At 69.1% G+C, this 25,168-nt stretch carries 24 protein-coding genes and 1 pseudogene; 6 read left to right on the top strand and 19 right to left on the bottom strand.

Annotated features, from left to right (window positions below):
- Positions 1-67: 67 nt before the first annotated feature.
- The 4 genes from infB to rimP form a co-directional block, all read right to left on the bottom strand.
- On the bottom strand, positions 68-2,896 hold the full coding sequence (infB, locus tag AB6732_RS09195) for a translation initiation factor IF-2 (protein WP_370959692.1): 2,829 nt from the start codon (positions 2,894-2,896) through the stop codon (positions 68-70).
- A gap of 154 nt (positions 2,897-3,050) precedes the next feature.
- A complete protein-coding gene (locus AB6732_RS09200; protein ID WP_370959693.1) occupies positions 3,051-3,449 on the bottom strand; it encodes a YlxR family protein in 399 nt (132 codons plus the stop codon).
- Positions 3,450-3,529: 80 nt separating this feature from the next.
- Entirely contained in the window at positions 3,530-4,501 is a 972-nt protein-coding gene (gene nusA, locus AB6732_RS09205) for a transcription termination factor NusA (RefSeq protein WP_370959694.1), read from the bottom strand.
- Positions 4,502-5,095, bottom strand: coding sequence for a ribosome maturation factor RimP (rimP, locus tag AB6732_RS09210; RefSeq protein WP_370959695.1), 594 nt, complete (start codon positions 5,093-5,095; stop codon positions 4,502-4,504).
- Between the two features lie 152 nt (positions 5,096-5,247).
- On the opposite strand from rimP, the gene AB6732_RS09215 reads away from it, so the two are divergent.
- The 3 genes from AB6732_RS09215 (at position 5,248) to AB6732_RS09225 (ending at position 8,420) form a co-directional block, all read left to right on the top strand.
- Entirely contained in the window at positions 5,248-6,408 is a 1,161-nt protein-coding gene (locus tag AB6732_RS09215; protein ID WP_370959696.1) for a DUF4439 domain-containing protein, read from the top strand.
- 127 nt (positions 6,409-6,535) lie between these two features.
- Positions 6,536-7,264 (top strand): VIT1/CCC1 transporter family protein, encoded by a 729-nt coding sequence (locus tag AB6732_RS09220; RefSeq protein WP_370959697.1) that lies wholly within the window; start codon positions 6,536-6,538, stop codon positions 7,262-7,264.
- Between the two features lie 145 nt (positions 7,265-7,409).
- Positions 7,410-8,420, top strand: coding sequence for an aminoglycoside phosphotransferase family protein (locus AB6732_RS09225; RefSeq protein ID WP_370959698.1), 1,011 nt, complete (start codon positions 7,410-7,412; stop codon positions 8,418-8,420).
- A gap of 21 nt (positions 8,421-8,441) precedes the next feature.
- Here the strand turns inward: AB6732_RS09225 and AB6732_RS09230 are convergent, their stop codons facing one another.
- The 3 genes from AB6732_RS09230 to AB6732_RS09240 form a co-directional block, all read right to left on the bottom strand.
- Complete coding sequence (locus tag AB6732_RS09230) at positions 8,442-9,236, bottom strand: sulfite exporter TauE/SafE family protein (RefSeq protein WP_370959699.1); 795 nt, start codon at positions 9,234-9,236, stop codon at positions 8,442-8,444.
- A 60-nt stretch (positions 9,237-9,296) separates the two neighbouring features.
- Complete coding sequence (locus AB6732_RS09235) at positions 9,297-11,096, bottom strand: proline--tRNA ligase (RefSeq protein WP_370959700.1); 1,800 nt, start codon at positions 11,094-11,096, stop codon at positions 9,297-9,299.
- Between the two features lie 242 nt (positions 11,097-11,338).
- Positions 11,339-11,563 carry a hypothetical protein gene (locus tag AB6732_RS09240; protein ID WP_066215271.1) on the bottom strand — a complete coding sequence of 75 codons (225 nt, stop codon included), beginning with the start codon at positions 11,561-11,563 and terminating at the stop codon, positions 11,339-11,341.
- A gap of 195 nt (positions 11,564-11,758) precedes the next feature.
- On the opposite strand from AB6732_RS09240, the gene AB6732_RS09245 reads away from it, so the two are divergent.
- The 3 genes from AB6732_RS09245 to AB6732_RS09255 are packed head-to-tail and all read left to right on the top strand — an operon-like array spanning position 11,759 to position 14,054.
- On the top strand, positions 11,759-12,541 hold the full coding sequence (locus AB6732_RS09245; protein WP_370959701.1) for an ABC transporter ATP-binding protein: 783 nt from the start codon (positions 11,759-11,761) through the stop codon (positions 12,539-12,541).
- Positions 12,538-13,293, top strand: coding sequence for an ABC transporter permease (locus AB6732_RS09250; protein WP_370959702.1), 756 nt, complete (start codon positions 12,538-12,540; stop codon positions 13,291-13,293). The genes AB6732_RS09245 and AB6732_RS09250 overlap by 4 nt, the downstream gene beginning before the upstream one ends.
- Entirely contained in the window at positions 13,290-14,054 is a 765-nt protein-coding gene (locus tag AB6732_RS09255; RefSeq protein WP_370959703.1) for a TetR family transcriptional regulator, read from the top strand. The genes AB6732_RS09250 and AB6732_RS09255 overlap by 4 nt, the downstream gene beginning before the upstream one ends.
- Before the next feature lie 77 nt (positions 14,055-14,131).
- Here AB6732_RS09255 and AB6732_RS09260 read toward each other — a convergent pair whose 3' ends face one another.
- The 12 genes and pseudogenes from AB6732_RS09260 to AB6732_RS09315 all read right to left on the bottom strand — a co-directional run bounded on the left by AB6732_RS09260 (position 14,132) and on the right by AB6732_RS09315 (position 25,162).
- Entirely contained in the window at positions 14,132-14,863 is a 732-nt protein-coding gene (locus AB6732_RS09260) for a hypothetical protein (RefSeq protein WP_370959704.1), read from the bottom strand.
- Between the two features lie 124 nt (positions 14,864-14,987).
- Positions 14,988-15,656 (bottom strand): hypothetical protein, encoded by a 669-nt coding sequence (locus AB6732_RS09265; RefSeq protein ID WP_370959705.1) that lies wholly within the window; start codon positions 15,654-15,656, stop codon positions 14,988-14,990.
- A 96-nt stretch (positions 15,657-15,752) separates the two neighbouring features.
- A complete protein-coding gene (locus AB6732_RS09270; RefSeq protein ID WP_370959706.1) occupies positions 15,753-16,568 on the bottom strand; it encodes a GNAT family N-acetyltransferase in 816 nt (271 codons plus the stop codon).
- A gap of 19 nt (positions 16,569-16,587) precedes the next feature.
- Entirely contained in the window at positions 16,588-17,751 is a 1,164-nt protein-coding gene (ispG, locus tag AB6732_RS09275; RefSeq protein ID WP_066215257.1) for a flavodoxin-dependent (E)-4-hydroxy-3-methylbut-2-enyl-diphosphate synthase, read from the bottom strand.
- Positions 17,752-17,803: 52 nt separating this feature from the next.
- Positions 17,804-18,097: a YciI family protein gene (locus AB6732_RS09280; RefSeq protein WP_066215256.1), complete on the bottom strand. Its 294-nt coding sequence runs from the start codon at positions 18,095-18,097 to the stop codon at positions 17,804-17,806.
- A gap of 208 nt (positions 18,098-18,305) precedes the next feature.
- Complete coding sequence (locus tag AB6732_RS09285; protein ID WP_370959707.1) at positions 18,306-19,637, bottom strand: RIP metalloprotease; 1,332 nt, start codon at positions 19,635-19,637, stop codon at positions 18,306-18,308.
- Positions 19,638-19,683: 46 nt separating this feature from the next.
- Entirely contained in the window at positions 19,684-20,853 is a 1,170-nt protein-coding gene (gene dxr / locus AB6732_RS09290) for a 1-deoxy-D-xylulose-5-phosphate reductoisomerase (protein WP_370959708.1), read from the bottom strand.
- Between the two features lie 232 nt (positions 20,854-21,085).
- Complete coding sequence (locus AB6732_RS09295; RefSeq protein WP_370959709.1) at positions 21,086-21,907, bottom strand: CoA ester lyase; 822 nt, start codon at positions 21,905-21,907, stop codon at positions 21,086-21,088.
- Positions 21,904-22,446, bottom strand: a complete 543-nt coding sequence (locus AB6732_RS09300) for a MaoC family dehydratase (protein WP_370959710.1) — start codon at positions 22,444-22,446, stop codon at positions 21,904-21,906. The genes AB6732_RS09295 and AB6732_RS09300 overlap by 4 nt, the downstream gene beginning before the upstream one ends.
- Before the next feature lie 17 nt (positions 22,447-22,463).
- The gene (locus AB6732_RS09305) at positions 22,464-23,096 is read right to left on the bottom strand and encodes a CoA transferase subunit B (protein ID WP_370960108.1); all 633 of its coding nucleotides are present in this window, start codon (positions 23,094-23,096) and stop codon (positions 22,464-22,466) included.
- Positions 23,097-23,174: 78 nt separating this feature from the next.
- Positions 23,175-23,954 (bottom strand): annotated as a pseudogene (locus AB6732_RS09310) (CoA transferase subunit A); the annotation flags it as partial.
- Between the two features lie 44 nt (positions 23,955-23,998).
- The gene (locus AB6732_RS09315; RefSeq protein WP_370959711.1) at positions 23,999-25,162 is read right to left on the bottom strand and encodes an acyl-CoA dehydrogenase family protein; all 1,164 of its coding nucleotides are present in this window, start codon (positions 25,160-25,162) and stop codon (positions 23,999-24,001) included.
- Between the last annotated feature and the right edge of the window lie 6 nt (positions 25,163-25,168).

Genomic DNA, 25,168 nt, shown 5'->3' on the forward strand with positions numbered 1-25,168 from the left:
AAGACGTGTGACGGTGAACGGAAGGCCGGGCCCACGGTCTCCCCCGGGCCCGGCCTTCCCGACACTCCTAGACGCGCGGCTTCTCGCGCATCTCGAAGGTCTCGATGATGTCGCCCTCGGTGAGGTCGTTGTACGAGCCGAGACCGATACCGCACTCGAAGCCCTCGCGGACCTCGGTGGCGTCGTCCTTGAAGCGCTTGAGCGAATCGATGGACAGGTTCTGCCCGATGACCTTGCCATCGCGCAGCACACGGGCCTTGGCGTTACGGCGGATGAGGCCGGAACGGACGATCGAGCCTGCGATGTTGCCGAACTTGGAGGAACGGAACACTTCGCGGACCTCGGCCGTGCCGAGCTGGACCTCTTCGTACTCGGGCTTGAGCATGCCCTTGAGCGCGAGTTCGATGTCGTCGATCGCCGCGTAGATGACCGAGTAGAAGCGCATGTCGACGCCCTCGCGCTCGGCCAGCTCGGCCACGCGCTCGGCCGGCTTCACGTTGAAGCCGATGATGATCGCGCTGTCCACGGTCGCCAGGTTGACGTCGTTCTGCGTGATGGCACCCACACCGCGGTGGATGACGCGCAGCTGGACGTCGTCGCCCACGTCGATCTTGAGCAGGGCATCCTCGAGGGCTTCCACGGCACCGGACACGTCACCCTTGAGGATGAGGTTGAGGGTGTCGATCTTGCCTTCGGCGACGGCCTGGTCGAAGTCTTCCAGGCTGATGCGCTTGCGGCGCTTCGCCAGGGCGGCGTTGCGGTCCGCGGCTTCACGCTTCTCGGCGATCTGACGGGCGGTGCGCTCGTCGGAGGTCACGAAGAAGGTGTCACCGGCACGCGGGACGTTGGACAGGCCCAGGACCTGCACCGGACGCGACGGACCCGCCTCGGTGAGAGACTCGCCGTCCTCGTCGAACATGGCGCGGACGCGGCCGTGAGCCGTGCCGGCCACGATCGTGTCGCCGATGTGCAGGGTGCCGGACTGAACCAGAACGGTCGCCACGGAACCACGGCCACGGTCCAGGTTCGCTTCGATCGCGATGCCGCGAGCGTCCTTGTCCGGGTTGGCGCGCAGATCCAGAGCGGCGTCGGCCGTCAGCAGGACGGCTTCCAGCAGCTCGTTGATGTTCAGGTTCTGACGTGCGGAGACGTCGACGAACATGGTGTCGCCGCCGTACTCTTCCGGAACCAGGCCGTACTCGGTCAGCTGGCCACGGATCTTGTCCGGGTTGGCGCCTTCCTTGTCGATCTTGTTCACGGCCACCACGATCGGCACGTTCGCCGCCTGAGCGTGGTTGAGCGCTTCAACCGTCTGCGGCATCACACCGTCATCGGCCGCGACCACGAGGATCGCGATGTCGGTGACCTTGGCGCCACGGGCACGCATGGCCGTGAAGGCCTCGTGACCGGGGGTGTCGATGAAGGTGACCTTGCGATCGACGCCCTCGTGCTCGTGGGTGATCTGGTAGGCGCCGATGTGCTGGGTGATGCCACCGTGCTCGCCGGCCACGACGTCCGAGTTGCGGATCGCGTCCAGCAGTCGGGTCTTACCGTGATCGACGTGGCCCATGACGGTGACGACCGGCGGGCGCGCCTCCAGCTCGTCGTCGCCTTCGGCCTCAAGCTCGGCTTCGAAGTCGATGTCGAAGCTGCTCAGCAGCTCGCGCTCCTCGTCCTCCGGGGAGACGATCTGGAGCTTGTAGCCCAGTTCGGCGCCCAGGAGTTCGAAGGTCTCCTCATCCAGCGACTGCGTGGCCGTGGCCATCTCGCCGAGGTGGAACAGCACCGTGACGAGCGACGCGGGGTTCGCATCGATCTTCTCGGCGAAGTCCGTGATGGAGGAACCACGGCGCAGACGGACGACCGTCTGGCCGTCGCCGCGGGGCACGCTCACGCCGCCCAGCGACGGTGCGCTCATCTGCTCCAGTTCCTGGCGCTTGGCACGCTTCGACTTGCGCTGCTTGCCACGACCGGCGCCACCCTTGCCGAAGGCGCCCTGAGTGCCACCGCGACCGCGGCCGCCCTTGCCGAAGCCACCGCCGGCGGGAGCACCGCCACCAGTGCCGCCACCGGGACGGCCGGGGCCGCCACCGGGACGTGCGCCCGGACGCGCTGCCGCACCGGGAGCGGGACGCTCAATGCGGCTGGGCATCATGCCCGGGGTGGGGCGGGGACCGCCGGGGCGCGGAGCACCCGGACGGGGAGCGCCGGGACGCGGTGCGCCCGGACGCGGGCCACCGGCGCCCGCTGCGGGACGAGGCCCACCGGCGCCGGCTGCCGGGCGGGGACCGCCGGCGCCTGCTGCGGGACGGGGTCCGCCCGGACGGGGCATGCCCTGGGAGCTGGCGAACGGGTTGTTACCCGGACGGGGAGCACGCTCGCCGTCGCGCCCACGGGGCATGCCCTGGGAGCTGGCGAACGGGTTGTTGCCCGGACGAGGGCCGCCGGCACGAGGACCGGACTGGCGCTGCTGGGAAGCCGGCTTGGCCGCACGGGCGGCGGCCACACGTGCTGCCTCCGCTTCGGCGGCAGCACGGGAACCCGGCTTGGGGGCTCCACCCGGCTTCATGCCACCCGGGCGAGCGGCCGGGGAGGCGGCAGGCGCGGAGGATGCAGACGGCGCGGCAGGGGCCGCAGGAGCCTGGGGTGCGGAGGCGGAAGCCGCCGCAGGTGCTTTGGGGGCGGCCGGAGCGGCTGCCTTCGCTGCGGGTGCAGCGGACGGGGCGGGAGCGGAACCCCCACCCGGGAATGCGTCACGCAGTTTCTTCGCCACCGGGGGTTCGATGGTCGACGATGCGGAACGGACGAACTCTCCGAGGCTCTGCAGCTTTGCAAGCGCATCCTTGGAGGTGATACCGAGCTCCTTGGCGAGCTCGTGTACGCGGACCTTGGCCACATTTCTCCTGTCTCGGTCCGCGCATCAGCCTTGGCACGAACCGTCTAATACTTCTTCCTGCCCTGAGCCATGAAAAGCGGCTCGGGGCGCTGTGCAGCGCGCAACAGATTGGTCATGGTTACGCGCTCATCGCAGGGAACTCATCGGGTTTCCATCAGATTTCTGACCCGCTTTCGGATAGGACGGTCGTCCCCTGAGGCGTCTCCGCCCCGGTGGGGACACTGTGCGGTGCCAGCTTCTCCTCCAGACCGTCGCTGACGACGGCGCTCCGGAAAGCACGCGCGAACGCACGCTTCCGCTGGGCGAGGGCAAGGCACTCAGTGGTGGGGTGCAGCCATGCACCCCGGCCGCCCACCCGGCGTCGCGCGTCCACCACCACGAGGTTTTCACCTGCGTCGGAGGTCACGGTCGCCAGCCGGATGAGCTGATCCTGGGTTTCCCGGCGGCGGCATCCGACACAGGTCCGCAGAGGTGCACTTGTCGGTGCTGCCACGTGCGCCTGCCTCGCTTGAAATGCGCGTGCCGCCCGAGGGGCGGACACGCATGATGCCATGCCGGGGAACCGGCGTTATCCATTCTACGCCTTCCGGCGGCCCCCGCCGTGCGCGACGGCGCGTCGGGGCCCCCGGAGGCTTACTCGCCGGCCGCGTCGGAGACGATGTCGATCCGCCAGCCCGTGAGCTTGGCGGCCAGACGGGCGTTCTGCCCTTCCTTGCCGATGGCGAGCGAGAGCTGGTAATCCGGCACCACCACGCGGGCGGAACGGGTCGCCGGGTCCGCGATGGTGACGCTGGTGACGCTGGACGGCGAGAGGGCGTTCGCGATGAACGTCTCCGGGGTGTCGGAGAAGTCCACGATGTCGATCTTCTCGTCGTTCAGCTCGGTCATGACGGCGCGCACCCGAGAGCCCATCTCTCCGATGCAGGCGCCCTTGGCGTTGATGCCGGGGCGGTTGGCGCGCACGGCCATCTTGGTCCGGTGGCCGGCTTCACGGGCCAGGGCGACGATCTCCACGGAGCCGTCCGCGATCTCCGGGACCTCGAGTTCGAAGAGCTTGCGGACCAGGCCCGGGTGGGTCCGGGACAGCGTGATGCTGGGGCCCTTCTGGCCGCGCTGCACGCTCACGACGAACGCGCGGATGCGGTTGCCGTGGAGGTATTTCTCGCCCGGCACCTGCTCGGGCGGCGGCATGAGGGCTTCCACGGTTCCCAGGTTGACCTGCACCATGTGCGCGGAGTGGCCCTGCTGGATCTGGCCGGCCACGAGCTCGCCCTCACGGCCCTTGAACTCGCCCAGGACGTTGTCGTCCTCGACATCGCGCAGGCGCTGGAGGATGATCTGGCGCGCGGTGCTCGCCGCGATGCGGCCGAAGCCGTCAGGAGTGTCGTCGAACTCGCCGACGACCTCGCCCTCCTCGTCGATCTCGCTCGCCCAGATGGTCACGTGACCACTCTTGCGGTCCAGTTCCGCCCGTGCCTGATCGATGGCGCCGGGGGTCTTGTGATAAGCCACCAGCAGTGCCTGCTCGATGGTGGGGATGAGCTTGTCCAGGGGGATTTCGCGTTCCCGCTCCAGGAGTCGCAGCGCGCTCATGTCGATATCCATTTAGGCCTCCTCAGTTTCTTCGGGGTCCAATGCTTCGTCCAGCGCCGCATGGTCCAGATGTGTGAATTCGATCTCCACCTTGGCCTGGCGGATCGTGCTGAAGGCCACCGTGACCGGTGCGCCTTCCTTGGCTTTGACGCCCTTCTTCGCTTCGAGCTGCGGGACCAGGGTCACACTGTCCTCGTGGACTTCGCGGATCCGGCCGGTGAGCGGCTCAGCGTCGCTCAGCTTCACGCGCACCAGGCGGCCTAGATTCCGGCGCCAGTGACGCGGCTGCGTGAGCGGGCGCGAGACACCCGGCGAGGAGACCTCGAGCTCGTACGCCTGGGCGCCGTCCAGCGGGTCCGCGTCCAGTGCCTCCGAGATGTCCGTGGAGACCTCCGCGATGCGGTCGAGGCTCACGCCGCCCTGCTGGTCCTCGGGGAGGTCCACCAGCACCTGAACGGTGCGCTGGGTCCCGGCCCTGTGGATCTCCACTTCCTCGAGGAAGAGACCCTGGGCGGTCACCACGGGCTCGAGGAGTCCGTGCAGCCGTGCTGCTTCGGAGTCCTGGCCGCCCTGGTCTGGGGTAGTCGAATGTCCGGCACCGCTCATGGTCCGCAAGGCCTCCCTGATTGAAGTTTTCAGACTATAGAGTATCGACTTTTTGGCCCCGGCGGCTTCCGGACGCCGCATTCCTCCGCGATCCTCGCGTGCCGGGCGGGCCCCGGCGCCGGGAATCGCGGGGCCATGGCAAGATCATGGTGATGAAAAACGCGGGAAAGACGGGACGGACGGGCACGGTCCTCCGTCGGCTGGGAGCTTCGGCAGTGGTGCTGGCCACAGTTCTGGGACTGAGCGCCGCCGTGAGCCAGGTCCTCTCCCCCGCGCCCGTCGACGCCGCGGCTCAGGCTCCGCAGGCCGTCCTCGCCACCAGCACGGGCGAGCTCGCCGCACAGGCACGCGTGCTCGCCTCCACCACGGCCCCGAAGGCGGCCCCGCTCGCCACAATCCTCGAGCAGCAGCGCGCGGCCCTGACTCCGCCGGCGCCGTCAGCGGGCCTTCCCTCGCCGCACCCTTCACCATCCGCGGGCCCCACGACGCTCCCCCAGCTCGTGGCCGCCGTCCGCACGAGCGCCGCGAACCTCCTCGACCAGGCCCGGCGCGATCCGGACGGTGGACTGGCCCGCCTCTACACCGCCGCCGCGCAGGGACGCCTCGACGCCCTGGGCCCACTCCTGCCATCGGGGGCGCCCTCCGGCACGGACCTCGTGAAGCCGGGGGCGAGTGCCCCCTCGGCGTCCTGCGAGTCCGGCACGCCTTCACCGGACGGTGACGCCATGCCGGCCACGACGACGGCGGCCACCGCCTCGGCGAGCGGCGCGGCGAGCAGCGGGCCGGCGTCGTCCGCGTCCGGCGCGCCGACACCGTCACCGCAAGCGGTCGAGGCCACGCAGGCGGTCCTGCGCGCGGGCCGGCACCTGACGTACCTCTACCAGGTGGCCGAAGTCCGTCTGGACCACGGGGCCCGGGCCGACGCGGACCGCTTCGAGACCGCGGTCCGTGCCGCTGGTTCCGACGCCGCCGCGTGGGTGCGGGCCGCTTGCGGGACGCCCGCGGTGCCGGAGGCCGGGTACGAACTGCCGGTCACCTTCCTCAAGACCCCGGCCGCCGGCCTGGGCGCGGTCGAGGGGGAAATGGCGAACGCGGCCCTCGATCTCGTGGCGGTCTCCGAAGGGGATCTCCGGGCCTGGGCCATCGAGCAGTATCTCGCGGCGGGCTCGCGTGCCCGGCACTGGGATCCGTCGGCGGGAGCAGGTGCGGCGTTGCCGGGGGTTCCGGAGGCCGTCACGCCGACGCCGTCCACTGCTCCGTCCTCGGCTCCGTCCTCGGCTCCGTCCTCGACGCCGTCCTCCGGCTCACGCTGAGTCCGGATTTCGGCCCGCTTTTCCTCTCCGAGTGAGCCAAGGCTTACTTCAATGAGCTGAGCCTTCTCTCAATAAGTGAAGGCAAACATTGCTGGAATTGTTTTTCCGGGAGTGCTTTCCTGAAGACATGACGACAATGGAGATCAAGGCCGGCGCCGGGAAGAAGAGCGCCCGGGGCAATCTGGCACAGCGCCTCAACTGGCTGCGGGCCGGTGTTCTCGGGGCCAATGACGGCATCGTTTCGGTGGCCGCGATCGTGGTCGGCGTCGCGGGCGCCACCACCCAGCAAGGCCCCCTTCTCGCGGCCGGCGCCGCCGGTCTGATCGGCGGGGCCATTTCGATGGCTCTCGGCGAGTATGTCTCGGTCAGCAGCCAGAGCGACAGCCAGCGAGCCATCGTCCGCCAGAAGCGCACGGCGTTGAATGACGATCCCGCCGGAGAACTGATCCGGCTCAAGGAGCGCTATATCGCCCAGGGAATTTCGCCGTCCACCGCCACGCTCGTGGCCGAGGAATTGAGTGCCAAGGATGCTCTGGGCGCTCATTTGAAAAGCGAATTCAATATCGACGAAGAAGAAATCGTCAGCCCGTGGCATGCGGCCCTCGCCTCGGCACTGGCTTTCACCGCCGGCGCGATCCTGCCTCTGCTCGCGGTGCTGCTCCTTTCCCCGTCGATCCGGATCCCCGTGACGTTCGGCGTCGTGCTCACGGCCCTGGCCGCCACCGGCGCCGTCGGCGCCTGGATCGGCGGGGCGAGTGTGCCCCGCGCGGCCGTTCGAGTGGTGATCGGCGGCGCGCTCGCCCTCACGGCGACGTTCCTGGTGGGCAGCCTCCTGGGACAGTCCGGCATCCTCTGATCCCGGGGGCCTGGGGTTGGGCGTGATCGCCGTCCTCGTCGCGCTCGCGTGGGCGCCGACGGTGGCAGCAGCCCCGCCGCACCCGCGAGACTAAGCTGGACCCGTGAGCTCCCCCGTGACGTTACCGCCCGGCCTGGTCAGGAGAATGACGCGGAGCGCCGAAGGCGCCCGGTGGATCGGAGCCCTGCCCCGCCTCCTCGAGGAGTGCTTCGACATCTGGGGTCTGAGCCTGGACCTGTCCCCCGGCTTCCCGGTCCTGCACGGCTACAGCGGCATCGTGGTCCCGGTCCGCGGACAGGACGGGGCGGCAGTTCTCAAGGTGTCCCTGCCGGTCGAGGAGACGCTGTCTGAAGGCCCCTCCCTGCGTGTCTGGCACGGACGGGGCGCCGTTCGCGTCCTGGCGGACGACCCAGGGCGGTGCGCCCTCCTGCTCGAACGGCTCGAACCTCATCGGACCCTCATCAGCATGGATCTCCAGGACGCAGCAGAGGTCTGGGGCGGGATCGTCCGTCGGCTGAGCGTCCCCGCGGACGACGTCGGCCGGATCCTCGGTGACACGCCCGCCTTCGCGGCCATCCCGCGACTCTCCGAAACCGCCGAGCGCTGGTGCGACGAGCTCCCGCAGAGCTGGCAGGATGCGGGGGAACCCTTCCCCCGCTGGCTGCTGGAAGCCGCGCTGGAGGTCTGCCAGGTGCACGGCACGGTGGGAAGGCGCGATTCCCGTGAGGTCCTGGTGCACCAGGACCTCCACTTTTTGAACATCCTGGCGCGGCCGGGCGGTCCGGACCCGGACGGCCCCGGCGGCCTGGACACCACCGAGTGGGTGGCGATCGACCCGCAGGCCGTGCTGGGCGACGCCGAGTTCTCGCTGCCTCCCGTGCTGCGCAACCGCCTGGCCGAGTACCCCGTGGTGCGGCCCGCCGAAGGGGTGCTGCGCAGGCTTGAGGACTACTGCGCGGCCGCGGGACTGGACGCGGAACTCGCCCGGCAGTGGAGTGTGGTCAGCTTCGTGGAGGACGCCCTCTGGTTCGCCACGAAGGGCGGGCATGAGCGGGAGACGGAGCGGTCGCTCTGGCTGGCCTCCGCCCTGGCCGGGAAGGTCCTGGACGACACCATCGACCCCCGGCGGCTCCTCGACCCCGGTCAGGTCGACTGACCCGGCTGCGCTTGCTGCCCTCTACCGGACGTTGTCCTGCCAGACGTCGAACCCGAGCTTGACGATCAGGACCGCCACGACTCCCAGGAACACCCACCGGATGAAGGAGTTTCCGCGAGCCACGGCCATGCGCGCTCCGAGGTAGCCGCCCGCGGTGTTGGCCGCCCCGAGGAGCAGCCCCACGCCCCAGAGCAGGGAGCCGTGCGGCAGGAAGAACAGGAGCGCCCCGGCGTTGGTGGCCATATTGACGATCTTGGCCTTGGCGCTGGCCTCGGTGAAGGCGTACCCCATGAGGGAGACGAGGGCGATCACCAGGAACGAACCCGTGCCGGGGCCGATCAGCCCGTCGTAACAGCCGATCACGGCCCCGATGAGGCACGCGAGGACGTAGTGCTTCCGGCCCTGATGCCTCAGAGCCGTCTCACCGCCCACCGCGGGGCGGAACGCGGTGAAGAGCAGCACAGCCACGAGGGCCACCACGATGATCGGTTTGAACGCCTTGCCCGGCAACTGCGTGGCGATCACGGCGCCCCCGAAACTGCCGGTCAGGGCGATCAGGGCCATGGGCACGGCCGTTCTCAGATCGGGGTGCACGCGCCGGTAGAACGTGATGGAGCTCGTGGTGGTCCCGAAGATGGACCCGAGCTTGTTCGTGGCCAGCGCCTGCACCGGGGTGATGCCGGGCACCAGGAGCAGGGCGGGCAGCTGGATGAGACCGCCGCCGCCCACCACCGCGTCGACCCAGCCGGCGCAGAAGCCGGCCAGGACGATCACGGCGAGCGTGCCGCCGTCGAGCAGTTCGAAACCGCTCAGCATGACACGCCCGCCCGTGATCCGGTCATCCGGCCAGTCTGCATCCGGTCAATGCGCATCCTGTCAGTGTGCGACGGCGGCGCGCACTGTGGCGACCGCCTCGGCCACCGGCACGTTCTGCGCTTCCCCGCTGCGGCGGTCCTTGAGCTCCACGACTCCATCGGCGAGGCCCTTGCCGACCGCGAGGATCGTGGGGACGCCGAGCAGTTCGGCGTCGCCGAACTTCACACCGGGAGAGACCTTGGGGCGGTCGTCGTAGATGACGTCCAGGCCTGCGGCGGAGAGCTCGTCCGCGAGCTGAGCGGCGGTGGAGAAGATCTCCTCGCCGCGGCCCACGGCCACCACGTGCACATCGGCCGGGGCGACGTTCCGGGGCCAGATCAGTCCGCGGTCGTCGTGGTTGGACTCCGCCAGTGCCGCGACGGCACGGGTCACGCCGACGCCGTAGGAACCCATCGTCACCACGACCTGCTTGCCGTTCTGGTCAAGCACCTTCAGGTCCAGCGCTTCAGCGTACTTGCGTCCCAGCTGGAAGATGTGACCCATCTCGATGCCGCGGGCCAGCTCCAGCGGACCGCTCCCGTCGGGGGCGAGGTCACCTTCGCGCACCTCGGTCGCCTCGATGACGCCGTCCCAGCCGAAGTCACGCTCGGCGACCAGGCCGAAGACATGCTTGCCGTCGACGTTCGCACCGGTGATCCAACTGGAACCGGGCACCACGCGGGGATCCACCAGGTACAGGACCTTGGCGGCGCCCTCGGAACCCAGCACGGGCTCCTCGGTGCTCAGGCCGGGGCCGATGTACCCCTTGACCAGCGCGGAGTTCTTCTTGAGGTCCTCCTCGGAGGCGGCCTCGAGCCCGATCTCGCCGCCCACCGGCAGGAAAGCGCCGATGTTCGCCTCGACGCGCTTGAGATCCACCGCGCGGTCGCCGGGGACGCCGATGATGACGAGCTGACGCTCGCCCGTGGGCAGCGTGACGGCAAGGACCACGTTCTTGAGGGTGTCGGCGGCCGTCCAGGGACGGTCGGCGCGCGGCTCGGTGCGGTTGGCCGCGTCGACGAGCGTGTCGATGGTCGGCGTGTCCGGGGTGTCGCGGACGACGGCGGCCGGCAGCGACGCGTACTCGATGGGCTCGGGCGCCACCGTGGTCACGGCCTCCACGTTCGCGGCGTACCCGCCCGCCGAGCGCACGAAAGTGTCCTCACCGATCGCGGTGGGGTGCAGGAACTCCTCGCTCCGGGACCCGCCCATGGCGCCGGCGGTGGCCTTCACGGGGACCACTTCGAGGCCGAGGCGTTCGAAGATGCGCAGGTAGGCGCCGCGGTGAGCCAAGTAGCTGGCGTCCAGGCCGGCGTCGTCGACGTCGAAGGAATACGAGTCCTTCATGATGAACTCGCGGCCGCGCAGGAGGCCGGCCCGCGGGCGTGCCTCATCGCGGTACTTGTTCTGGATCTGGTAGATCGCGAGGGGCAGGTCCTTGTACGAGGAGTACAGGTCCTTCACGAGGAGGGTGAACATCTCCTCGTGGGTCGGAGCCAGGAGGTAGTCGGCGCCCTTGCGGTCCTGCAGGCGGAAGAGGCCCTCGCCGTACTCGGTCCAGCGATTGGTGACCTCGTAGGGCTCCTTGGGCAGCAGGGCCGGGAAGTGGACTTCCTGCGCGCCGATGGCCGCCATCTCCTCGCGGATGATCTGCTCCACCTTGCGCAGCACGCTCAGACCGAGCGGCAGCCACGTGTAGATGCCTGGGGCGGCACGCCGGATGTATCCGGCACGGACCAGGAGCTTGTGGCTGGCGACCTCGGCGTCCACCGGGTCTTCACGCAGGGTTCGCAGGAAGAGCGAGGAAAGGCGTGTGATCACTGAAATTCCGTTTCTGGCGCAATCGGGGCTGAAGCCCGTCCGGACAGGCCGGGGACAGGGCTGCGGTCCGGGATGACCGGACCGTACCCCGAGTTTATCCGTTGCGGGCCGTCACGCAGGCACGGGACGCCCGGCCCGCGCACCGAACGCACCGAACACCCGGAGGCCGGGGACGGCGAAGGGCCCGGAGCGACCGCGCTCCGGGCCCTCACGGCGGATTCCCGAGGGTGTCCGCGGAAGGCTCAGCCTTCCTTGCCCTCCAGGGCCACCAGGACGCCGGCCAGGGCGAAGTACTTGTTGGAGCCGAGATCACGGACGGTCTTGATCCCGAGTTCCTTGGCCAGGAATTCACCCTTGGCGTCCGTGATGCCCGCCAGCGCGGACACGGGCGCGTCCAGGATCTCCTTCAGGCTCTTGTCCTCGAAGTCCTTGTCCAGACCCTTGCCGAGGTTGACGCTAACTGCCATGTTCCAGCTCCCTTACGTCGGTGACATGCCCTGTTGGCCGCTGCGGACAGCGACGACACATCTGAGCCGAACGTAGTTCACACCGGTTCGCCGATCAAGGATCTTGACGGACCTTTTCGATGAACTTACTTTTAATTCATCAGTCGATGAATTATTCCGGTCAGCGTCAGACGGGGCCGGAAGACGGGAGCGGTCATGGACAGGTCGCAGCGATCCGGCTCACAGCCGGCACCGGGAGAGGCCGCAGTCACCATCCGGGGGCTGCACGTGCGGCGTGGCCGTCTGCACGTGCTGAGGAACCTGGACTTCGCGGTCGCCTCCGGCACCATCACGGGACTGCTGGGCCCCTCCGGCAGTGGCAAGACGACCCTCATGCGGGTGATCATGGGCCTCCAGCGTTTCGGCTCCGGCACCGTGACCGTGCTGGGCTCGCCGGCCGGCGCCGCTGCGCTCCGACGGAAGCTCGGCTACATGACCCAGTCCCCCAGCATCTACCGGGACCTGACCGTGCTGGACAACGTCCGCTACTTCGCCACCTTGCACGGCAAATCGGCCGCCGAGGCCCGCGATGCCGTCGGAGCCGTGGGGCTGACCGGGGAGTCCCGAAGGCTCACAGCGGACCTGTCCGGCGGGCAGTTCAACCGTGTCTCCCTGGCCTGCGCCCTGGTCGGAGACCCGGAACTCCTCATCATGGACGAGCCCACCGTCGGCCTGGACCCCGTCCTCCGCGCGGAGCTCTGGGCCCACTTCCGCCGCCTCGCCGACGCCGGCACCACCCTCCTGGTGTCGAGCCACGTCATGGAGGAGGCCCGGCACTGTCAGGATCTCCTGCTGCTGCGGGACGGCAGGCTCCTGGCGCAGCTGACGCCCGGAGAGCTGGCGGAACGCGGCCACACCACGGACCTGGAACAGGCGTTCCTGGCCATGATCCAGGATTCCGGGGCTTCCGGACCAGGACAGGAAGAGGCGGCATCATGAACCCCCGGCTCCTCGGCGCCACCACGGCGCGCGTGCTCACCCAGATCCGCCACGACCACCGCAGTGTGGCCATGATCCTCGTAGTGCCATCGTTCCTTCTGGCCGCGGTCTACTTCCTCTTTGAGAACGAGACACTGCCCCCGGGCATGCCCCGCACCTTCGATCGGGTGGGACTGGTCATGCTGGCCATCTTCCCGTTCCTCATCATGTTCCTCATCACCTCGGTCACGATGCTGCGCGAGCGGACCAGCGGCACGCTCGAACGGCTCCTCACCACTCCCCTGGGCAAGGCCGATCTCCTCTTCGGCTACGCACTGGCGTTCTCGGTGCTCGCGGCGGTCCAGGCGCTTGTCACCCTGGCCGTCGCCTACTGGGTGTTCCAGCTCGACGTGCAGGGAAGTCCCTTGCTGGTGGGGCTGGTGTGCATCCTGAACTCGGTGCTGGGCGTGGCCCTGGGACTTCTCTGCTCGGCGTTCGCCCGCACCGAGTTCCAGGCGGTGCAGTTCATGCCCGTGGTGGTGGTCCCCCAGATCCTCCTCTGCGGGTTGTTCGTCGCGCGGGACTCGATGAACTCGGTGCTGGAGGCCATCTCCAACGTGCTCCCCCTGAGCTACTCCGTGGAGGCCCTGCAGGAGATCGGCCGCAACAGCGACCCCACGGACACCCTCCGGAACGACCTCATCGCCCTGTCGGTGATCGCCTTCGGACTCCTGGTGCTCGCGGCCGCCACCCTGCGCCGGCGGACGGCGTGAGCGGGTTCTCGCCGGGAGTGCCCACCTCGGGCGGGCCTGTCCCGCCTGGGCACGACGACGGCGCCCCGGGCCGAGCCACCGCGGAACCATCCGCGGCTCCCGGCCGCCGTCGTGGTCGCCGGGGAGGGCAGGCGGACAGCCGCGAGAGGATCCTGGCTGCGGCCCGCCGTCTGTTCGCCGAGCACGGATTCGAGGGCACGAGCCTGCGCCAGGTGGGGCGGGAGGCGGGGGTCGATCCGGCGATGGTCCATCACTTCTTCCAGGGCAAGGACGAGTTGTTCGCGCTCAGTGTCGAGCTGCCCGCCGATCCCGCAGACGTGTTGGCCGGGGTCACCTCCCTCGACCCCCGTCGGCGCTCGGAGGAGATCGTCCGCGCGGTGCTCCGGCTCTGGGAGAGCCCGGCCCAGCACAGCCTGGTGGCCTTCATCCGCGGGACCATCGGGTCCCGCACCAAGACCGCGATGCTCCGGGAGATGGTCAGCCGGACGATCCTGTCCCGTATCACGGCCGGGCTGCCGGGCACCCCGCAGGAGCTCGCACTCCGTGGCGACCTGGTGGCGTCGCAGATGGTGGGTCTCATGCTGACCCGGTACGTGGTGCGGCTGGAACCGCTGGCCTCGGCGACGCCCGAAGAGGTGGTCCGGCACGTGGCGCCGACCATTGAGCGGTACCTCCTGGGCGAGACCGGCGAAGGGCCGGCGCCGGGCATGGGGTGTGACCCCCGTCCGGCGGTGCGGCCACGGACGGTTCAGGAGGAATAGTGCGCACGACACACGAAACGGGCCGCGTCCAGAGTGGACGCGGCCCGTTCGGGTGCTGCTGAGGAACGTCGGCGCTCCTACTTGATCTGGTCCGCGACGGCGTCCAGGGTGGCGACGGCCTTCTCGACGTCGGCCGTGCCCGCGCCGCCCGCCAGGGAGACGCTGGTGATCGCGACGCCGTTCTTCACGGCCATGACGCTCACCTGCTTCATCTTCGAGGCGCCGCCCGGCAGCCCGGTCGTGGTCTCGAACGCGGTGGCGCCCGGGGTCTTCGCCGAGATCTGGAGCGTCTCGGTGGTCGCCTCGGCCTTCTGGCCCGCGATCTCGACCGTCATGGTCTTGCACTTCTCAAGGCGGTCCTTGGACTTCGAGAGGGCGCCCTCCAGCGCCGAAGCGTCGACGCCGGAGATCAGGCTGACAGCCTGGCTGGGGATGCCGTCGGCGCCGGTCGAGGTGCCCACCGCCGTGGTGGCGCCGTCCAGCATCTGGAGACCGGCGGTGACATCACCCCCGCCGCACTCGGCCGGGGAGATCTTCGTCTTCGAGAGCAGTTCCTTCGAGGCTTCGAGGGACTTCTTCAGGTCCGCGGAGGGGAGCACCTTGAGCTCCTTGCCGTCGGCGCCCTTGGAAGCCTTGAGCACCGCCTCCAGTTCGGCCTCGCTGTACTTCTTCGCGGCCACCGGCGCGGCGGACTGCCCGCCACCTCCGGAAGTCCCACCGGACTGCTGCTGTGCCGGGCCGGAACAGGCCGTGACGGCCAGCAGCGAGGCCGCGGAGAGAGCCAGGAGGGCCCGACGTGCGTTCTTCATGATGTTTTCCCCGATCAGAAAGCGATTCGATTGGTGAGACTGAACTCGACAGTGATTATTCCATTCGATGCGGAAATCCGCGATGGGCACCCCTCCCCATGACGCGAGTGCGACAGACGGGGGCTCACTCCAGGAGCGCGGCGGCCTGCTCGACGACGGCGTTCGCCACCGCCGTCGTGTCCGCCCCGCCTTTCCGCCCGGCCACGCTGACGAAGACGTTCACGCGGCCCACCGTCACCGTGGACAGCGCGATCTCCATGGTGCCGTCGGAGCCGGTGATCGTCATGGTCCACGCAAGACCGCCCTCCACCTTCGGCGGCGTCGCTGCGGCCATGGCCACCGCGGCCGTCTGAACACCTCGGATCAGCTTGAGGGTGGAACAGCGCCGCAGGATCTCCCGGTCGACGCCGGGACGAAGCAGCTCCGGTGGGCCGCTGCTGAGGACGACGGCCACCGTCGCATCACGGCCGGTGTCGTTGAGGCCCAGGGCCACACGGGCCCGGTCGAGGAGCTTCGTGGAGACGCGGTTGTTGGAGAATGCCACGTCCTGACACGCCGCCGGCGCCACGTCGGTCCTCGCCTCGGTCCGTTCGTTCGCCTCGACGGTCTTGCGGATCTTGTCGACCGCGACCTGCGTGAACGGGCCGTCGTTGGGCCCCTTGAGCCGGGTCACGACGTCTTCCAGTTCCGCCGAGTTCCAGGCCTTGCCCGGACTCGGGATCGTGACCGCGCATCCGCTCAGGACCAGGGCGGACAGCAGCACGGACAGCATGGCGAGCAGTGGTCTTCTCATGGCGGCTTCCCCCTGGAGACGGTGAAGTCAACGCTATGCCGCCGCGAGGCCCACGACAAGCAGGCCCGTGGGATACCGGACCAGTACAGCACCGGACTAGTACAGCACCGTCGCGAACTCGCCGTGCTCGCGGAAGCCGACCTTCTCGTAGACCTTCCGCGCCGCGGTGTTGTAATCATTCACGTATAGGGAGGCGATGCCCGCCACGCGCCGCGAATACTCGACGACGGCGGCGACCCGGGCGGCGGCCATCCCCCGTCCGCGCTGGGACGGGTCCATCCAGACGCCTTGGATCTGGCACACCCCGCGGGTGACCACCCCCAGATCCGCCTTGAAGAGCACCTGGCCCGCGGGATTGAAACGCGCGAGGGTGTGGCCCTGACGGAGCAGGTTCAGCACACGGCGCCGGTAGTTCTCCTGCCCGCCCAGGAACGGCGAGTACCCCACCTCTTCCTCGAACATCGCCACGGAGGCCGGGAGGATCCTGTCGAAGTCCTCCATCGAGGCGGCACGGACGGAGGGGTCCGCTTCGACCCCCACCTCGCCATCATGCAGGAGGAACGGCTGGGACCGGCGGACTTCCAAGGGGACGTGCCCGAAGGCCTCCAAAGCCGGAAGCAGCGCGAGCACCGCATCGCTCGGGCCGAAGATCGAGGCGTAGCGGTGCGAACGGGCGTGCAGCGCATAGGCGAAGAGCGGCGCGAGGGACGGGTCAAGGGCGATGGGCACCACATTGGCGCCCGCCCAGCAGGCGGCGATCAGCCCGCCGTCGTCGAACACGCCGAAGACCGTGGCGCCCAGGGAGCGCCACGGCCTGACGGTCTGGGCCAGGACGAAGGCATTGACCGCTTCGTCCCGCAGGGCCAGATCCCGGAGTGCGGGAAGATCCTCGTCCACGAGTTCACGGATCATGGGCCCTCCCGCGACCTTGCTAGGAGACGGTGACCACTGGACTGCCGGAGGGAGCACTCGGATCATCGGACTCCATTTCGTCGGCAATGCGCATGGCTTCTTCGATCAGTGTCTCAACGATCTCGTGTTCCGGCACGGTCTTGATGACCTGGCCCTTCACAAAGATCTGGCCCTTGCCGTTTCCGGAGGCGACGCCGAGGTCTGCTTCGCGGGCCTCGCCTGGGCCGTTCACCACGCAGCCCATGACGGCCACGCGCAGCGGGATCTCCATGCCTTCCAGGCCTGCCGTGACCTGCTCGGCGAGCGTGTAGACGTCCACCTGGGCGCGGCCGCAGGAGGGGCAGGAGACGATCTCGAGCTTGCGGGGGCGCAGGTTCAGGGACTGCAGGATCTGGTTGCCCACCTTGACCTCCTCCACGGGAGGGGCCGAGAGGGAGACGCGGATGGTGTCGCCGATGCCGCGGGACAGCAGGGCGCCGAACGCGGTGGCGGACTTGATGGTGCCCTGGAACGCCGGGCCGGCCTCGGTCACGCCGAGGTGCAGGGGCCAGTCGCCCTTTTCGGCGAGCATCTCGTACGCGGCCACCATGACCACGGGGTCGTTGTGCTTGACCGAGATCTTGAAGTCGTGGAAGCCGTGTTCCTCGAAGAGGCTCGCCTCCCAGACGGCCGACTCCACGAGGGCCTCCGGGGTGGCCTTGCCGTACTTCTTCAGCAGGCTGGGCTCCAGGGAACCGGCGTTGACGCCGATGCGGATGCTGGTGCCGTGGTCCTTGGCGGCCTGGGCGATCTCCTTGACCTGGTCATCGAACTTCCGGATGTTGCCCGGGTTCACGCGCACCGCGGCACAACCGGCCTCGATCGCCGCGAAGACGTACTTCGGCTGGAAGTGGATGTCCGCGATCACGGGGATCTGCGACTTCTTGGCGATGATGGGCAGGGCCGCAGCGTCGTCCGCCGACGGGCACGCCACGCGCACGATGTCACAGCCGGAGGCGGTGAGTTCCGCGATCTGTTGCAGGGTCGCGTTGATGTCCGTGGTGGGGGTGGTGGTCATGGACTGCACGCTGATGGGCGAGTCGGACCCGACGCCCACCGAACCCACCTTGATCTGGCGGGTCTTGCGCCGCGGTGCGAGCACGGGCGGCGGGGCGGACGGCATTCCAAGGCTGACCGATGTCACTTCTGATTCCTCAGTTCTGTAGCTCTTGTGGTTCTGGTGAGTCCGGCCCCGGTCAGGAGACGAATTCGCTGAAGCGGCCGATCACGGGGCTCCACTCGCGGGCGCTCGTCTGGGCGACGGCGCCGTTGATCTGGAACGGGTCCTCCCGGAGGAGCCCGTCCAGCGCGGGCTGGTCCTCGGCCACCATGATCAGGAGGGCTCCCGCCCCGGAATCGACGGGTCCAGAGGCCAGCACAGTGCCCTCCTCAGCGAGCGCTCCGAGCCAGGCGCGGTGGGCGGGGCGGAACTCGTCGCGCACGGCGGCCGTTGCGGCGTCGTACACGTACTCCACGGCGAAAACAGTCATGGGTTCACTCTATCCCTCAGGCCCGGAACCGCGGGGCGTCGGCACTGTGACACTGAGCGCTCGACGGCGGGCTGCACACTGATCTGAACAGGAGCCGGTCGCGGATGTTCCGCGGGCGCCGTTGTCGCGTGAGGAACGAGCGCAGGCGCCGCGGGACATCCGCGACTGGCCGCCAGGCCGAACGGCTCAGTGCATGCGACCGCCGTCGTCATCCGAACAGCTTCACGGGTTTGACGATGTCCGCGTAGATCAGGACCACACCCATCACGAGCAGCAGCCCCGCCACCGTGTACGTCACGGGCAGCAGCTTGGCGAGGTCGAAGGGGCCCGGATCGGGTCGGCGGAAGATGCGGGCGATGCCACGGCGGATTCCCTCGTACAGCGCTCCGGCCACATGACCGCCGTCCAGGGGCGGCAGCGGGATCAGGTTGAAGATGGCCAGCGCGAAGTTCAGCCCGGCCAGGATCCCGATCAGGCTCGCGATACGGGCGTCCAGCGGGATCTCCTCCATGGCGGAGACCTCGCCGGCGACGCGTCCGACGCCCACCACGCTGATGGGTCCGTTGGGATCACGGGGCTCCGAGCTGAACGCCGCCTTGGCCACCCCGATCACACGGGCGGGCAGGTCGAGGACGACGTGGCTGACCTGGGTGATCTGCGTCCCCGCGGCCGGCAGCACCGTCTCGGGTCCTTGCGGGACCAGGGCCTGACGAGGCCCGACGCCGATGAAGCCGACGTCCTGCGTGAGGACCTTGCCGGCGGAGTCCTTCGCCGGCTGGCCGTCCGCGCCGTAGACCGGACGGGCGGTCAGGACCGGGGTGACGGAGGTGTCGATCGTCTGGTCGCCGCGCTGGACGACGACCGGGACCTTGCGCCCGGCCGACTGCCGGATCTGCTCTGTCAGGGTGTTCCAGTCATTGGCGGGTTTGCCGTCGAAACTGACGATCCGGTCGCCGGGTTTGAGACCCGCAGCCGCCGCGGGAGCCGGAGTGCACTTCTCCCCCGGTCCCGGCTCCTTGTCGCCCTGCGTCACCTGGCAGGCGGACACGGTGGAGAGCGTGGTCGTGGGCTGCGCGCTGCCGAAGCCCATCAGCAGGATCGCCGTGAAGAGGATGCCCAGCACGATGTTCATGGCCGGACCGCCCAGCATGACCACGGCCTTCTTCCACACCGGCAGCTTGTAGAAGACGCGGTTCCCGTCCTCGGGCCCCACCTCCTCGCTCGCTTGCTGGCGGGCCTCGCGGGCGAGGTTCTGGAACATGCCCGTGCTGGAGGCGCGCATGGTGCCGTCCTCGGGATTCGGCGGGTACATCCCGATCATCTGGACGTAGCCGCCCAAGGGCAGCGCCTTGAGACCGTACTCGGTCTCCCCCTTCTTCCGGGAGAAGATCGTGGGTCCGAAACCGATCATGTACCGCGTGACGCGGACCTTGAACAGCTTGGCGGGCAGCAGATGGCCCACTTCGTGCAGCGCGATGGACACGGCGATGCCGATCGCCACGAACAGCACCCCGCCCAGGAACAGCAGCGGCCCGCTCATGCCCACAGCCTCGTCATCTCAGTGGTCTTTCTCCTCGAAGCATTCATCACGAGGACAAACGTTCGTGGGTGCGCTTTCGTGCCCACTCCTCGGCGGCGAGCACCGATTCCAGGCTGAGCGCGGCGTGGTCGGAGTGCTCGGCGAGCACGGCCTCCACGGTGTCCACGATGTCCGTGAAGCTGATCTCACCGCGGTGGAACGCCAGCACGGCCTCCTCATTGGCGGCGTTGAAGACGGCAGGGTGCGTACCGCCCTGCTTGGCGGCGTCCTTGGCGAGGTCGACGGCGGGGAACGCCACGGCGTCGAGCGGTTCGAAGGTCCACTGGGTCGCCTGCGTCCAGTCGCAGGGGGTCGCGGCGTGAGCGACCCGCTCCGGCCAGGCCATGCCGAGGGCGATGGGCAGCCGCATGTCCGGCGGCGACGCCTGTGCGATCGAGGAGCCGTCCACGAACTGCACCATCGAATGCACCACGGACTGCGGATGGACGACGACGTCGATCCGGTCCAGCGGCACATCGAACAGCAGGTGGGCCTCGATGACCTCGAGGCCCTTGTTCACGAGGCTGGCGGAGTTGGTGGTGACCATGAGGCCCATATCCCAGGTCGGGTGGTCGAGGGCCTCGGCGGGGGTGACGTGCTGGAGTTCCGCGCGGGTCTTGCCACGGAACGGTCCCCCGGAGGCCGTCAGGACCAGGCGGTCCACCTCGGTCTCAGTGCCGGAGCGGAGGCACTGGGCGATCGCCGAATGCTCGGAGTCGACCGGCACGATCTGGCCCGGCCGGGCGAGATCCTTGACGAGGGCGCCGCCCACGATCAGGGATTCCTTGTTGGCCAGCGCCAGAGTCGCCCCGGACTCGAGAGCCGCCAGGGTGGGCGCGAGGCCGATGGAGCCCGTGATGCCGTTCAGGACCACGTCGACCGGGATCGAGGCGATGCGGGTCGACGCTTCGGGCCCGAAATACAGCTCCGGGGCGTAGCCCTGCAGGCCGGCCCGGGCCGCTTCATCGGTCAGCAGCTCCCGGAACTCGCTTTCGCTTCCCGAGGCCACGCCCACGGCCTGGGCACGGACGTGGACCGCCTGCCGTGCCAGGAGGGCGAGGTTGCCACCGCCCGCGCTCAGCGCCGTGACGCTGAAACGGTGAGGGGCGCCGTCGACGACGTCGATCGCCTGGGTGCCGATGGAACCGGTGGAGCCGAGCAGGGTCACAGAACGCATGGTTCCAGTATCCCGGAGAACCTGAGCGCCCGCTGCACGGGGCCCGTGCGGCGCCTGCGCTCAGCTTCCGGCCGGCCCGTAGACCGCTGTCCCGAACGCACCAACAACGGCGCACAGCACCCCGGGGCGCTGCACCACCCCGAGTTCGCGGGTTTCGAGTGAATTCGCGGGCCGTGCCCACGAACTCAGCCGGAAACCACGAAATCGGCGGAGGGCACCGCTTTGCGCGAACTCAGCGAGACGCGCCCGCCCGGCGGAGCACCGATTCGGCGTGCCGGAGGATCGGGCCGTCGATCATGCGGCCCTCGTGGCTGAACACCCCGTTGCCCGCGGAAGCCGCTGCGGCGAGGAGGTCGCGCGCGGCCTGGACCGCGGCGTCGTCGGGCAAATACGCCTCCCGCACCACGGCGACCTGGTTCGGATGGATGCAGGCCTTCGCCGCAAATCCGGACGCCACCGCGTCGGCTGATTCCGCGGCGAGCCCGTCCAGGTCCGGGATGTTGACGTAGACGGCATCGATCGCGGCCTTCCCGAACGCCCCGGCGGCGAGCAGCACCTGGGATCGGGCGTGCAGCGCGACCGCACGGTAGCCGCCGTCGACGTCCCGGCTGGAGGTCCCGCCGAGCGACGCCAGCAGGTCCTCGGCGCCCCACATGAGTCCCACGACGTTCGGCCGCGCGGCGATCTCGGCGGCGTTCAGCACGCCTCGCGCGGTCTCGCACAGGGCGAGGATCTCGTAGTCCCCCAGGGCGTCGAGCTGCTGGCCGCTCTCGGCCTTGGCCAGCATGAGCGTCCGGTAGGGCGTCTTCGCCACGGCTTCCAGGTCCAGCCGGATCTCGGGTGTCCCCACCGGGTTGACCCGGACGATGGTCCGTTCCGGATCAAGGGCGTTCGCGGGATCCGCGAGCGCCAGCCGGGCCGCGGCCTTGGCGTCGGCGGACACGGCGTCCTCCAGATCCAGGATGACGGCGTCGGCGCGGTCGGCGGCCTTGGCGTAGCGTTCGGGCCGGTCGGCCGGGCAGAACAGGAGGCTGGGTCCCATCGAGAAGCTCATGCCTCCAGTGTCCCCCGTCCGGCGGCTTCGTGGGCCTCGCGGGTCCACATCAACGTCGTCCGCCGGGCGAGGGCCACGACCTCGCCCCGTTGGTTGTAGCCGGTGTGCTGGAAGGTCACCACACCCTGCCCCGGACGCGACGCCGACGGCCGGCGTTCCAGCACGGTGGTCTCCGTGTAGAGGGTGTCGCCGTGGAACATCGGTTTCGGGAAGCTGATCCCGTCGAGACCCAGCTGGGCGATGATGGTCCCGGCCGTGAGCTGCGGCACCGACTGCCCCACCAGCGTGGCGAGAGTCAGCATCGAGTTCACGAGGCGCTGTCCGAACGGCTGGGACTCGCTCCACGCGGCGTCCAGGTGGAGGGCCTGGGTGTTCATCGTCAGGGTCGTGAACAGGACGTTGTCCGCTTCGGTCAGGGTCCTGCCGGGACGGTGGACGTAGACGGCGCCGTCCTCCAGTTCGTCGAAGTACAGTCCCCGCTGCACGATCCTGCGGGGTTCGCCCTGCTGGGTCACGGGTTCATCCCCGGGCTCCCTCATACGGTTCTCCTGCGTGCTCATACGGTGTCCGGGTCGTGCATCTCGACGCGCAGTTCAGCGCCCGTCGCGGCGAGGACGTCCTCCACCGAGACGCCCGGCGCGGTCTCCCGGAGGACCAGACCGTCATCGGTCACGTCGATGACCGCAAGGTCCGTGATGATCCGGTCCACACAGCCCTTGCCGGTGACCGGAAGGGAACAGCTCTCGACGATCTTCGGCCGCCCGTTGCGGTCCACGTGCTCCATCATCACGATCAGGCGCTTCGCTCCGAACACGAGGTCCATGGCGCCGCCCATCCCCTTGACCATCTTGCCGGGGATCATCCAGTTGGCCAGGTCGCCGTTCTCCGCGACCTCCATCGCGCCGAGGACCGCGACATCGACGTGACCGCCACGGACCATGCCGAAGGACAGCGCCGAGTCGAAGAAGGCGGCGCCTGGGTTGACCGTCACCGTCTCCTTGCCCGCGTTGATGAGGTCCGGATCCACCGCGTCATCGGTGGGGTACGGCCCGGTGCCCAGGATGCCGTTCTCGGAATGCAGGACCACCTCGACGCCGTCGGGGATGTGGTTCGGGATGAGGGTCGGCATGCCGATCCCGAGATTGACGTACTGGCCGTTCCGCAGCTCACGGGCCACCCGGGCCGCCAGCTGGTTGCGATCGAGCCCGCGCGCCGGTGTTTCCGCATGTGTTTCCCCGGAGCCCGACGCCGGAGGGCCGGCGACGCTCGCGGGCCCCGGAGCCTGCTCCTTCCGGACCGTCCGCTTCTCGATGCGCTTCTCCGCGAGCGGGCTTCCCGCCGGCACGTGGACGACGCGCTGCACGAAGATCCCCGGCACGTGGATGTGCTCCGGATCCAGCTCGCCCGGTTCCACGAGCTCCTCGACCTCGGCGATGGTGATCCGCCCCGCCATGGCGCACAGGGAATTGAAGTTCAGTGCCGTGGCGTGGAAGACGAGGTTCCCGTGGCGGTCGCCCTTCGCGGCGTGCACCAGAGCGAAGTCCGGCGTGAGGGATTCCTCCAGGACGTAGTCCGCACCCCCGAAGCTGCGCACCTCCTTGGGGGCGGAGCCGAGCGCGATCCCGCCGGCGTCGTCGTACTTCTGGGGCAGGCCGCCCTCGGCCACCTGCGTGCCCACGCCGGCCGCCGTGTAGAAGGCGGGAATGCCCGCGCCACCGGCTCGGAGCTTCTCCGCCAGCGTGCCCTGCGGAGTGAGGACCACTTCGAGCTCACCGGCCAAGTATTGCCGGGCGAACTCCTTGTTCTCACCCACATAGGAGCTGACCGTGCGGCGGATCCGGCCGTCGGAGAGCAGGATGCCGAGACCCCAGTCGTCCACGCCGCAGTTGTTGCTGATGGTCTCCAGACGGCCCGTGCCCTGACGGTGCAAGGCGTCGATCAGGCCGACGGGGATCCCGCACAGCCCGAATCCGCCCACCGCCAGGGAGGCGCCCTCATGAATGTCAGCCACGGCACGCTCCACGCTGCCGACCACTTTGTCGATCATGCTCCGATCCTCTCCTGTGGCGTCGTCGATTTCCAGAGGCGCGGCTACAAACCGAGCTCGCGCGCGATCAGCATGAGCTGCACCTCGGTGGTGCCCTCGCCGATCTCCAGGATCTTGGAGTCGCGGTAGTGCCGGGCCACGGGGAACTCGTTGATGAACCCGTAGCCGCCGAACACCTGAGTGGCGTCACGGGCGTTGTCCATGGCGGCCTCACCCGCGACCATCTTGGCGATCGCGGCCTGCGACTTGAACGGCTTGCCGGCCAGCATGCGCGCCGCGGCGTCGTAGTACGCGAGGCGGGCGGTGTGGGCGCGGGCCTGCATCCGGGCGATCTTGAACTGGATCGCCTGGTACTTGCCGATCGCGTTCCCGAAAGCGCTCCGCTCCCGGGCGTAGCGGACGGACGCGTCCACGCAGCCCTGTGCGGCGCCGGTGGCGAGCGCCGCGATGGCGATACGGCCCTCGTCCAGGATGGAGAGGAAATTCGCGTAGCCGCGCCCCTCGACGCCCAGGAGGTTCTCCTCGGGAACGCGGACGTCCTTCAGGGTGAGAGGGTGGGTGTCGGAGGCGTTCCAGCCGACCTTGTTGTACGCCTTCTCGGCGATGAAGCCGGGGGTGTCCGTGGGGACGAGGATTGTGGAGATCTCCTTCTTCACGGTGCCGTCAGGACGTTCAGTACTGCCAGTGACCGCCGTGACGGTGACCAGGCGGGTGATGTCCGTCCCGGAGTTCGTGATGAACTCCTTGCTGCCGTTGATGACCCACTGGCCGTCCTCGCGACGTGCCTTGGTCTGCGTGCCGCCGGCGTCGGAACCGGCCTCCCGCTCGGTCAGACCGAAGCCCGCGAGCGCCTGGCCGGACGCCAGCGACGGCAGCCATTCCTCCTTCTGGGCGTCGGTGCCGAAGCGGTACACCGGCATCGCGCCCAGCGAGACGCCCGCTTCCAGCGTGATCGCCACGGACTGATCCACCCGGCCGAGCTGCTCCAACGCCAGGGCCAGGGCGAAGTAGTCGCCGCCCATGCCGCCGTACTCCTCGGGGAACGGCAGACCGAAGAGGCCCAGCTCGGCCATGCCGGCCACCACCTCATAAGGGAAGCTGTGCTCCTCGTCGTGCTTCTGCGCGACCGGAGCCACGACCTCGTCCGCGAACTCGCGGACCGTGTCACTGAGGTCCTGGTACTCGTCGCTGAGTTCAAAATCAGGCATGTCGTG

The organism is Arthrobacter sp. RCC_34 (assembly GCF_041360795.1).
Lineage (GTDB): Bacteria > Actinomycetota > Actinomycetes > Actinomycetales > Micrococcaceae > Arthrobacter_E.

What these genes read in the sequence shown, in the direction of transcription:
- AB6732_RS09315 (WP_370959711.1), bottom strand. Translation starts at nt 25,162, where the DNA reads ATGCCTGATTTTGAACTCAGCGACGAGTACCAGGACCTCAGTGACACG.
- AB6732_RS09260 (WP_370959704.1), bottom strand. Translation starts at nt 14,863, where the DNA reads ATGAAGAACGCACGTCGGGCCCTCCTGGCTCTCTCCGCGGCCTCGCTG.
- AB6732_RS09245 (WP_370959701.1), top strand. Translation starts at nt 11,759, where the DNA reads ATGGACAGGTCGCAGCGATCCGGCTCACAGCCGGCACCGGGAGAGGCC.
- AB6732_RS09240 (WP_066215271.1), bottom strand. Translation starts at nt 11,563, where the DNA reads ATGGCAGTTAGCGTCAACCTCGGCAAGGGTCTGGACAAGGACTTCGAG.
- AB6732_RS09220 (WP_370959697.1), top strand. Translation starts at nt 6,536, where the DNA reads ATGACGACAATGGAGATCAAGGCCGGCGCCGGGAAGAAGAGCGCCCGG.
- AB6732_RS09225 (WP_370959698.1), top strand. Translation starts at nt 7,410, where the DNA reads ATGACGCGGAGCGCCGAAGGCGCCCGGTGGATCGGAGCCCTGCCCCGC.
- AB6732_RS09285 (WP_370959707.1), bottom strand. Translation starts at nt 19,637, where the DNA reads ATGAGCGGGCCGCTGCTGTTCCTGGGCGGGGTGCTGTTCGTGGCGATC.
- AB6732_RS09270 (WP_370959706.1), bottom strand. Translation starts at nt 16,568, where the DNA reads ATGATCCGTGAACTCGTGGACGAGGATCTTCCCGCACTCCGGGATCTG.
- nusA (WP_370959694.1), bottom strand. Translation starts at nt 4,501, where the DNA reads ATGGATATCGACATGAGCGCGCTGCGACTCCTGGAGCGGGAACGCGAA.
- AB6732_RS09300 (WP_370959710.1), bottom strand. Translation starts at nt 22,446, where the DNA reads ATGAGGGAGCCCGGGGATGAACCCGTGACCCAGCAGGGCGAACCCCGC.
- dxr (WP_370959708.1), bottom strand. Translation starts at nt 20,853, where the DNA reads ATGCGTTCTGTGACCCTGCTCGGCTCCACCGGTTCCATCGGCACCCAG.
- rimP (WP_370959695.1), bottom strand. Translation starts at nt 5,095, where the DNA reads ATGAGCGGTGCCGGACATTCGACTACCCCAGACCAGGGCGGCCAGGAC.
- AB6732_RS09230 (WP_370959699.1), bottom strand. Translation starts at nt 9,236, where the DNA reads ATGCTGAGCGGTTTCGAACTGCTCGACGGCGGCACGCTCGCCGTGATC.
- AB6732_RS09280 (WP_066215256.1), bottom strand. Translation starts at nt 18,097, where the DNA reads ATGACTGTTTTCGCCGTGGAGTACGTGTACGACGCCGCAACGGCCGCC.
- AB6732_RS09250 (WP_370959702.1), top strand. Translation starts at nt 12,538, where the DNA reads ATGAACCCCCGGCTCCTCGGCGCCACCACGGCGCGCGTGCTCACCCAG.
- AB6732_RS09215 (WP_370959696.1), top strand. Translation starts at nt 5,248, where the DNA reads ATGAAAAACGCGGGAAAGACGGGACGGACGGGCACGGTCCTCCGTCGG.
- AB6732_RS09265 (WP_370959705.1), bottom strand. Translation starts at nt 15,656, where the DNA reads ATGAGAAGACCACTGCTCGCCATGCTGTCCGTGCTGCTGTCCGCCCTG.
- AB6732_RS09295 (WP_370959709.1), bottom strand. Translation starts at nt 21,907, where the DNA reads ATGAGCTTCTCGATGGGACCCAGCCTCCTGTTCTGCCCGGCCGACCGG.
- AB6732_RS09200 (WP_370959693.1), bottom strand. Translation starts at nt 3,449, where the DNA reads ATGGCATCATGCGTGTCCGCCCCTCGGGCGGCACGCGCATTTCAAGCG.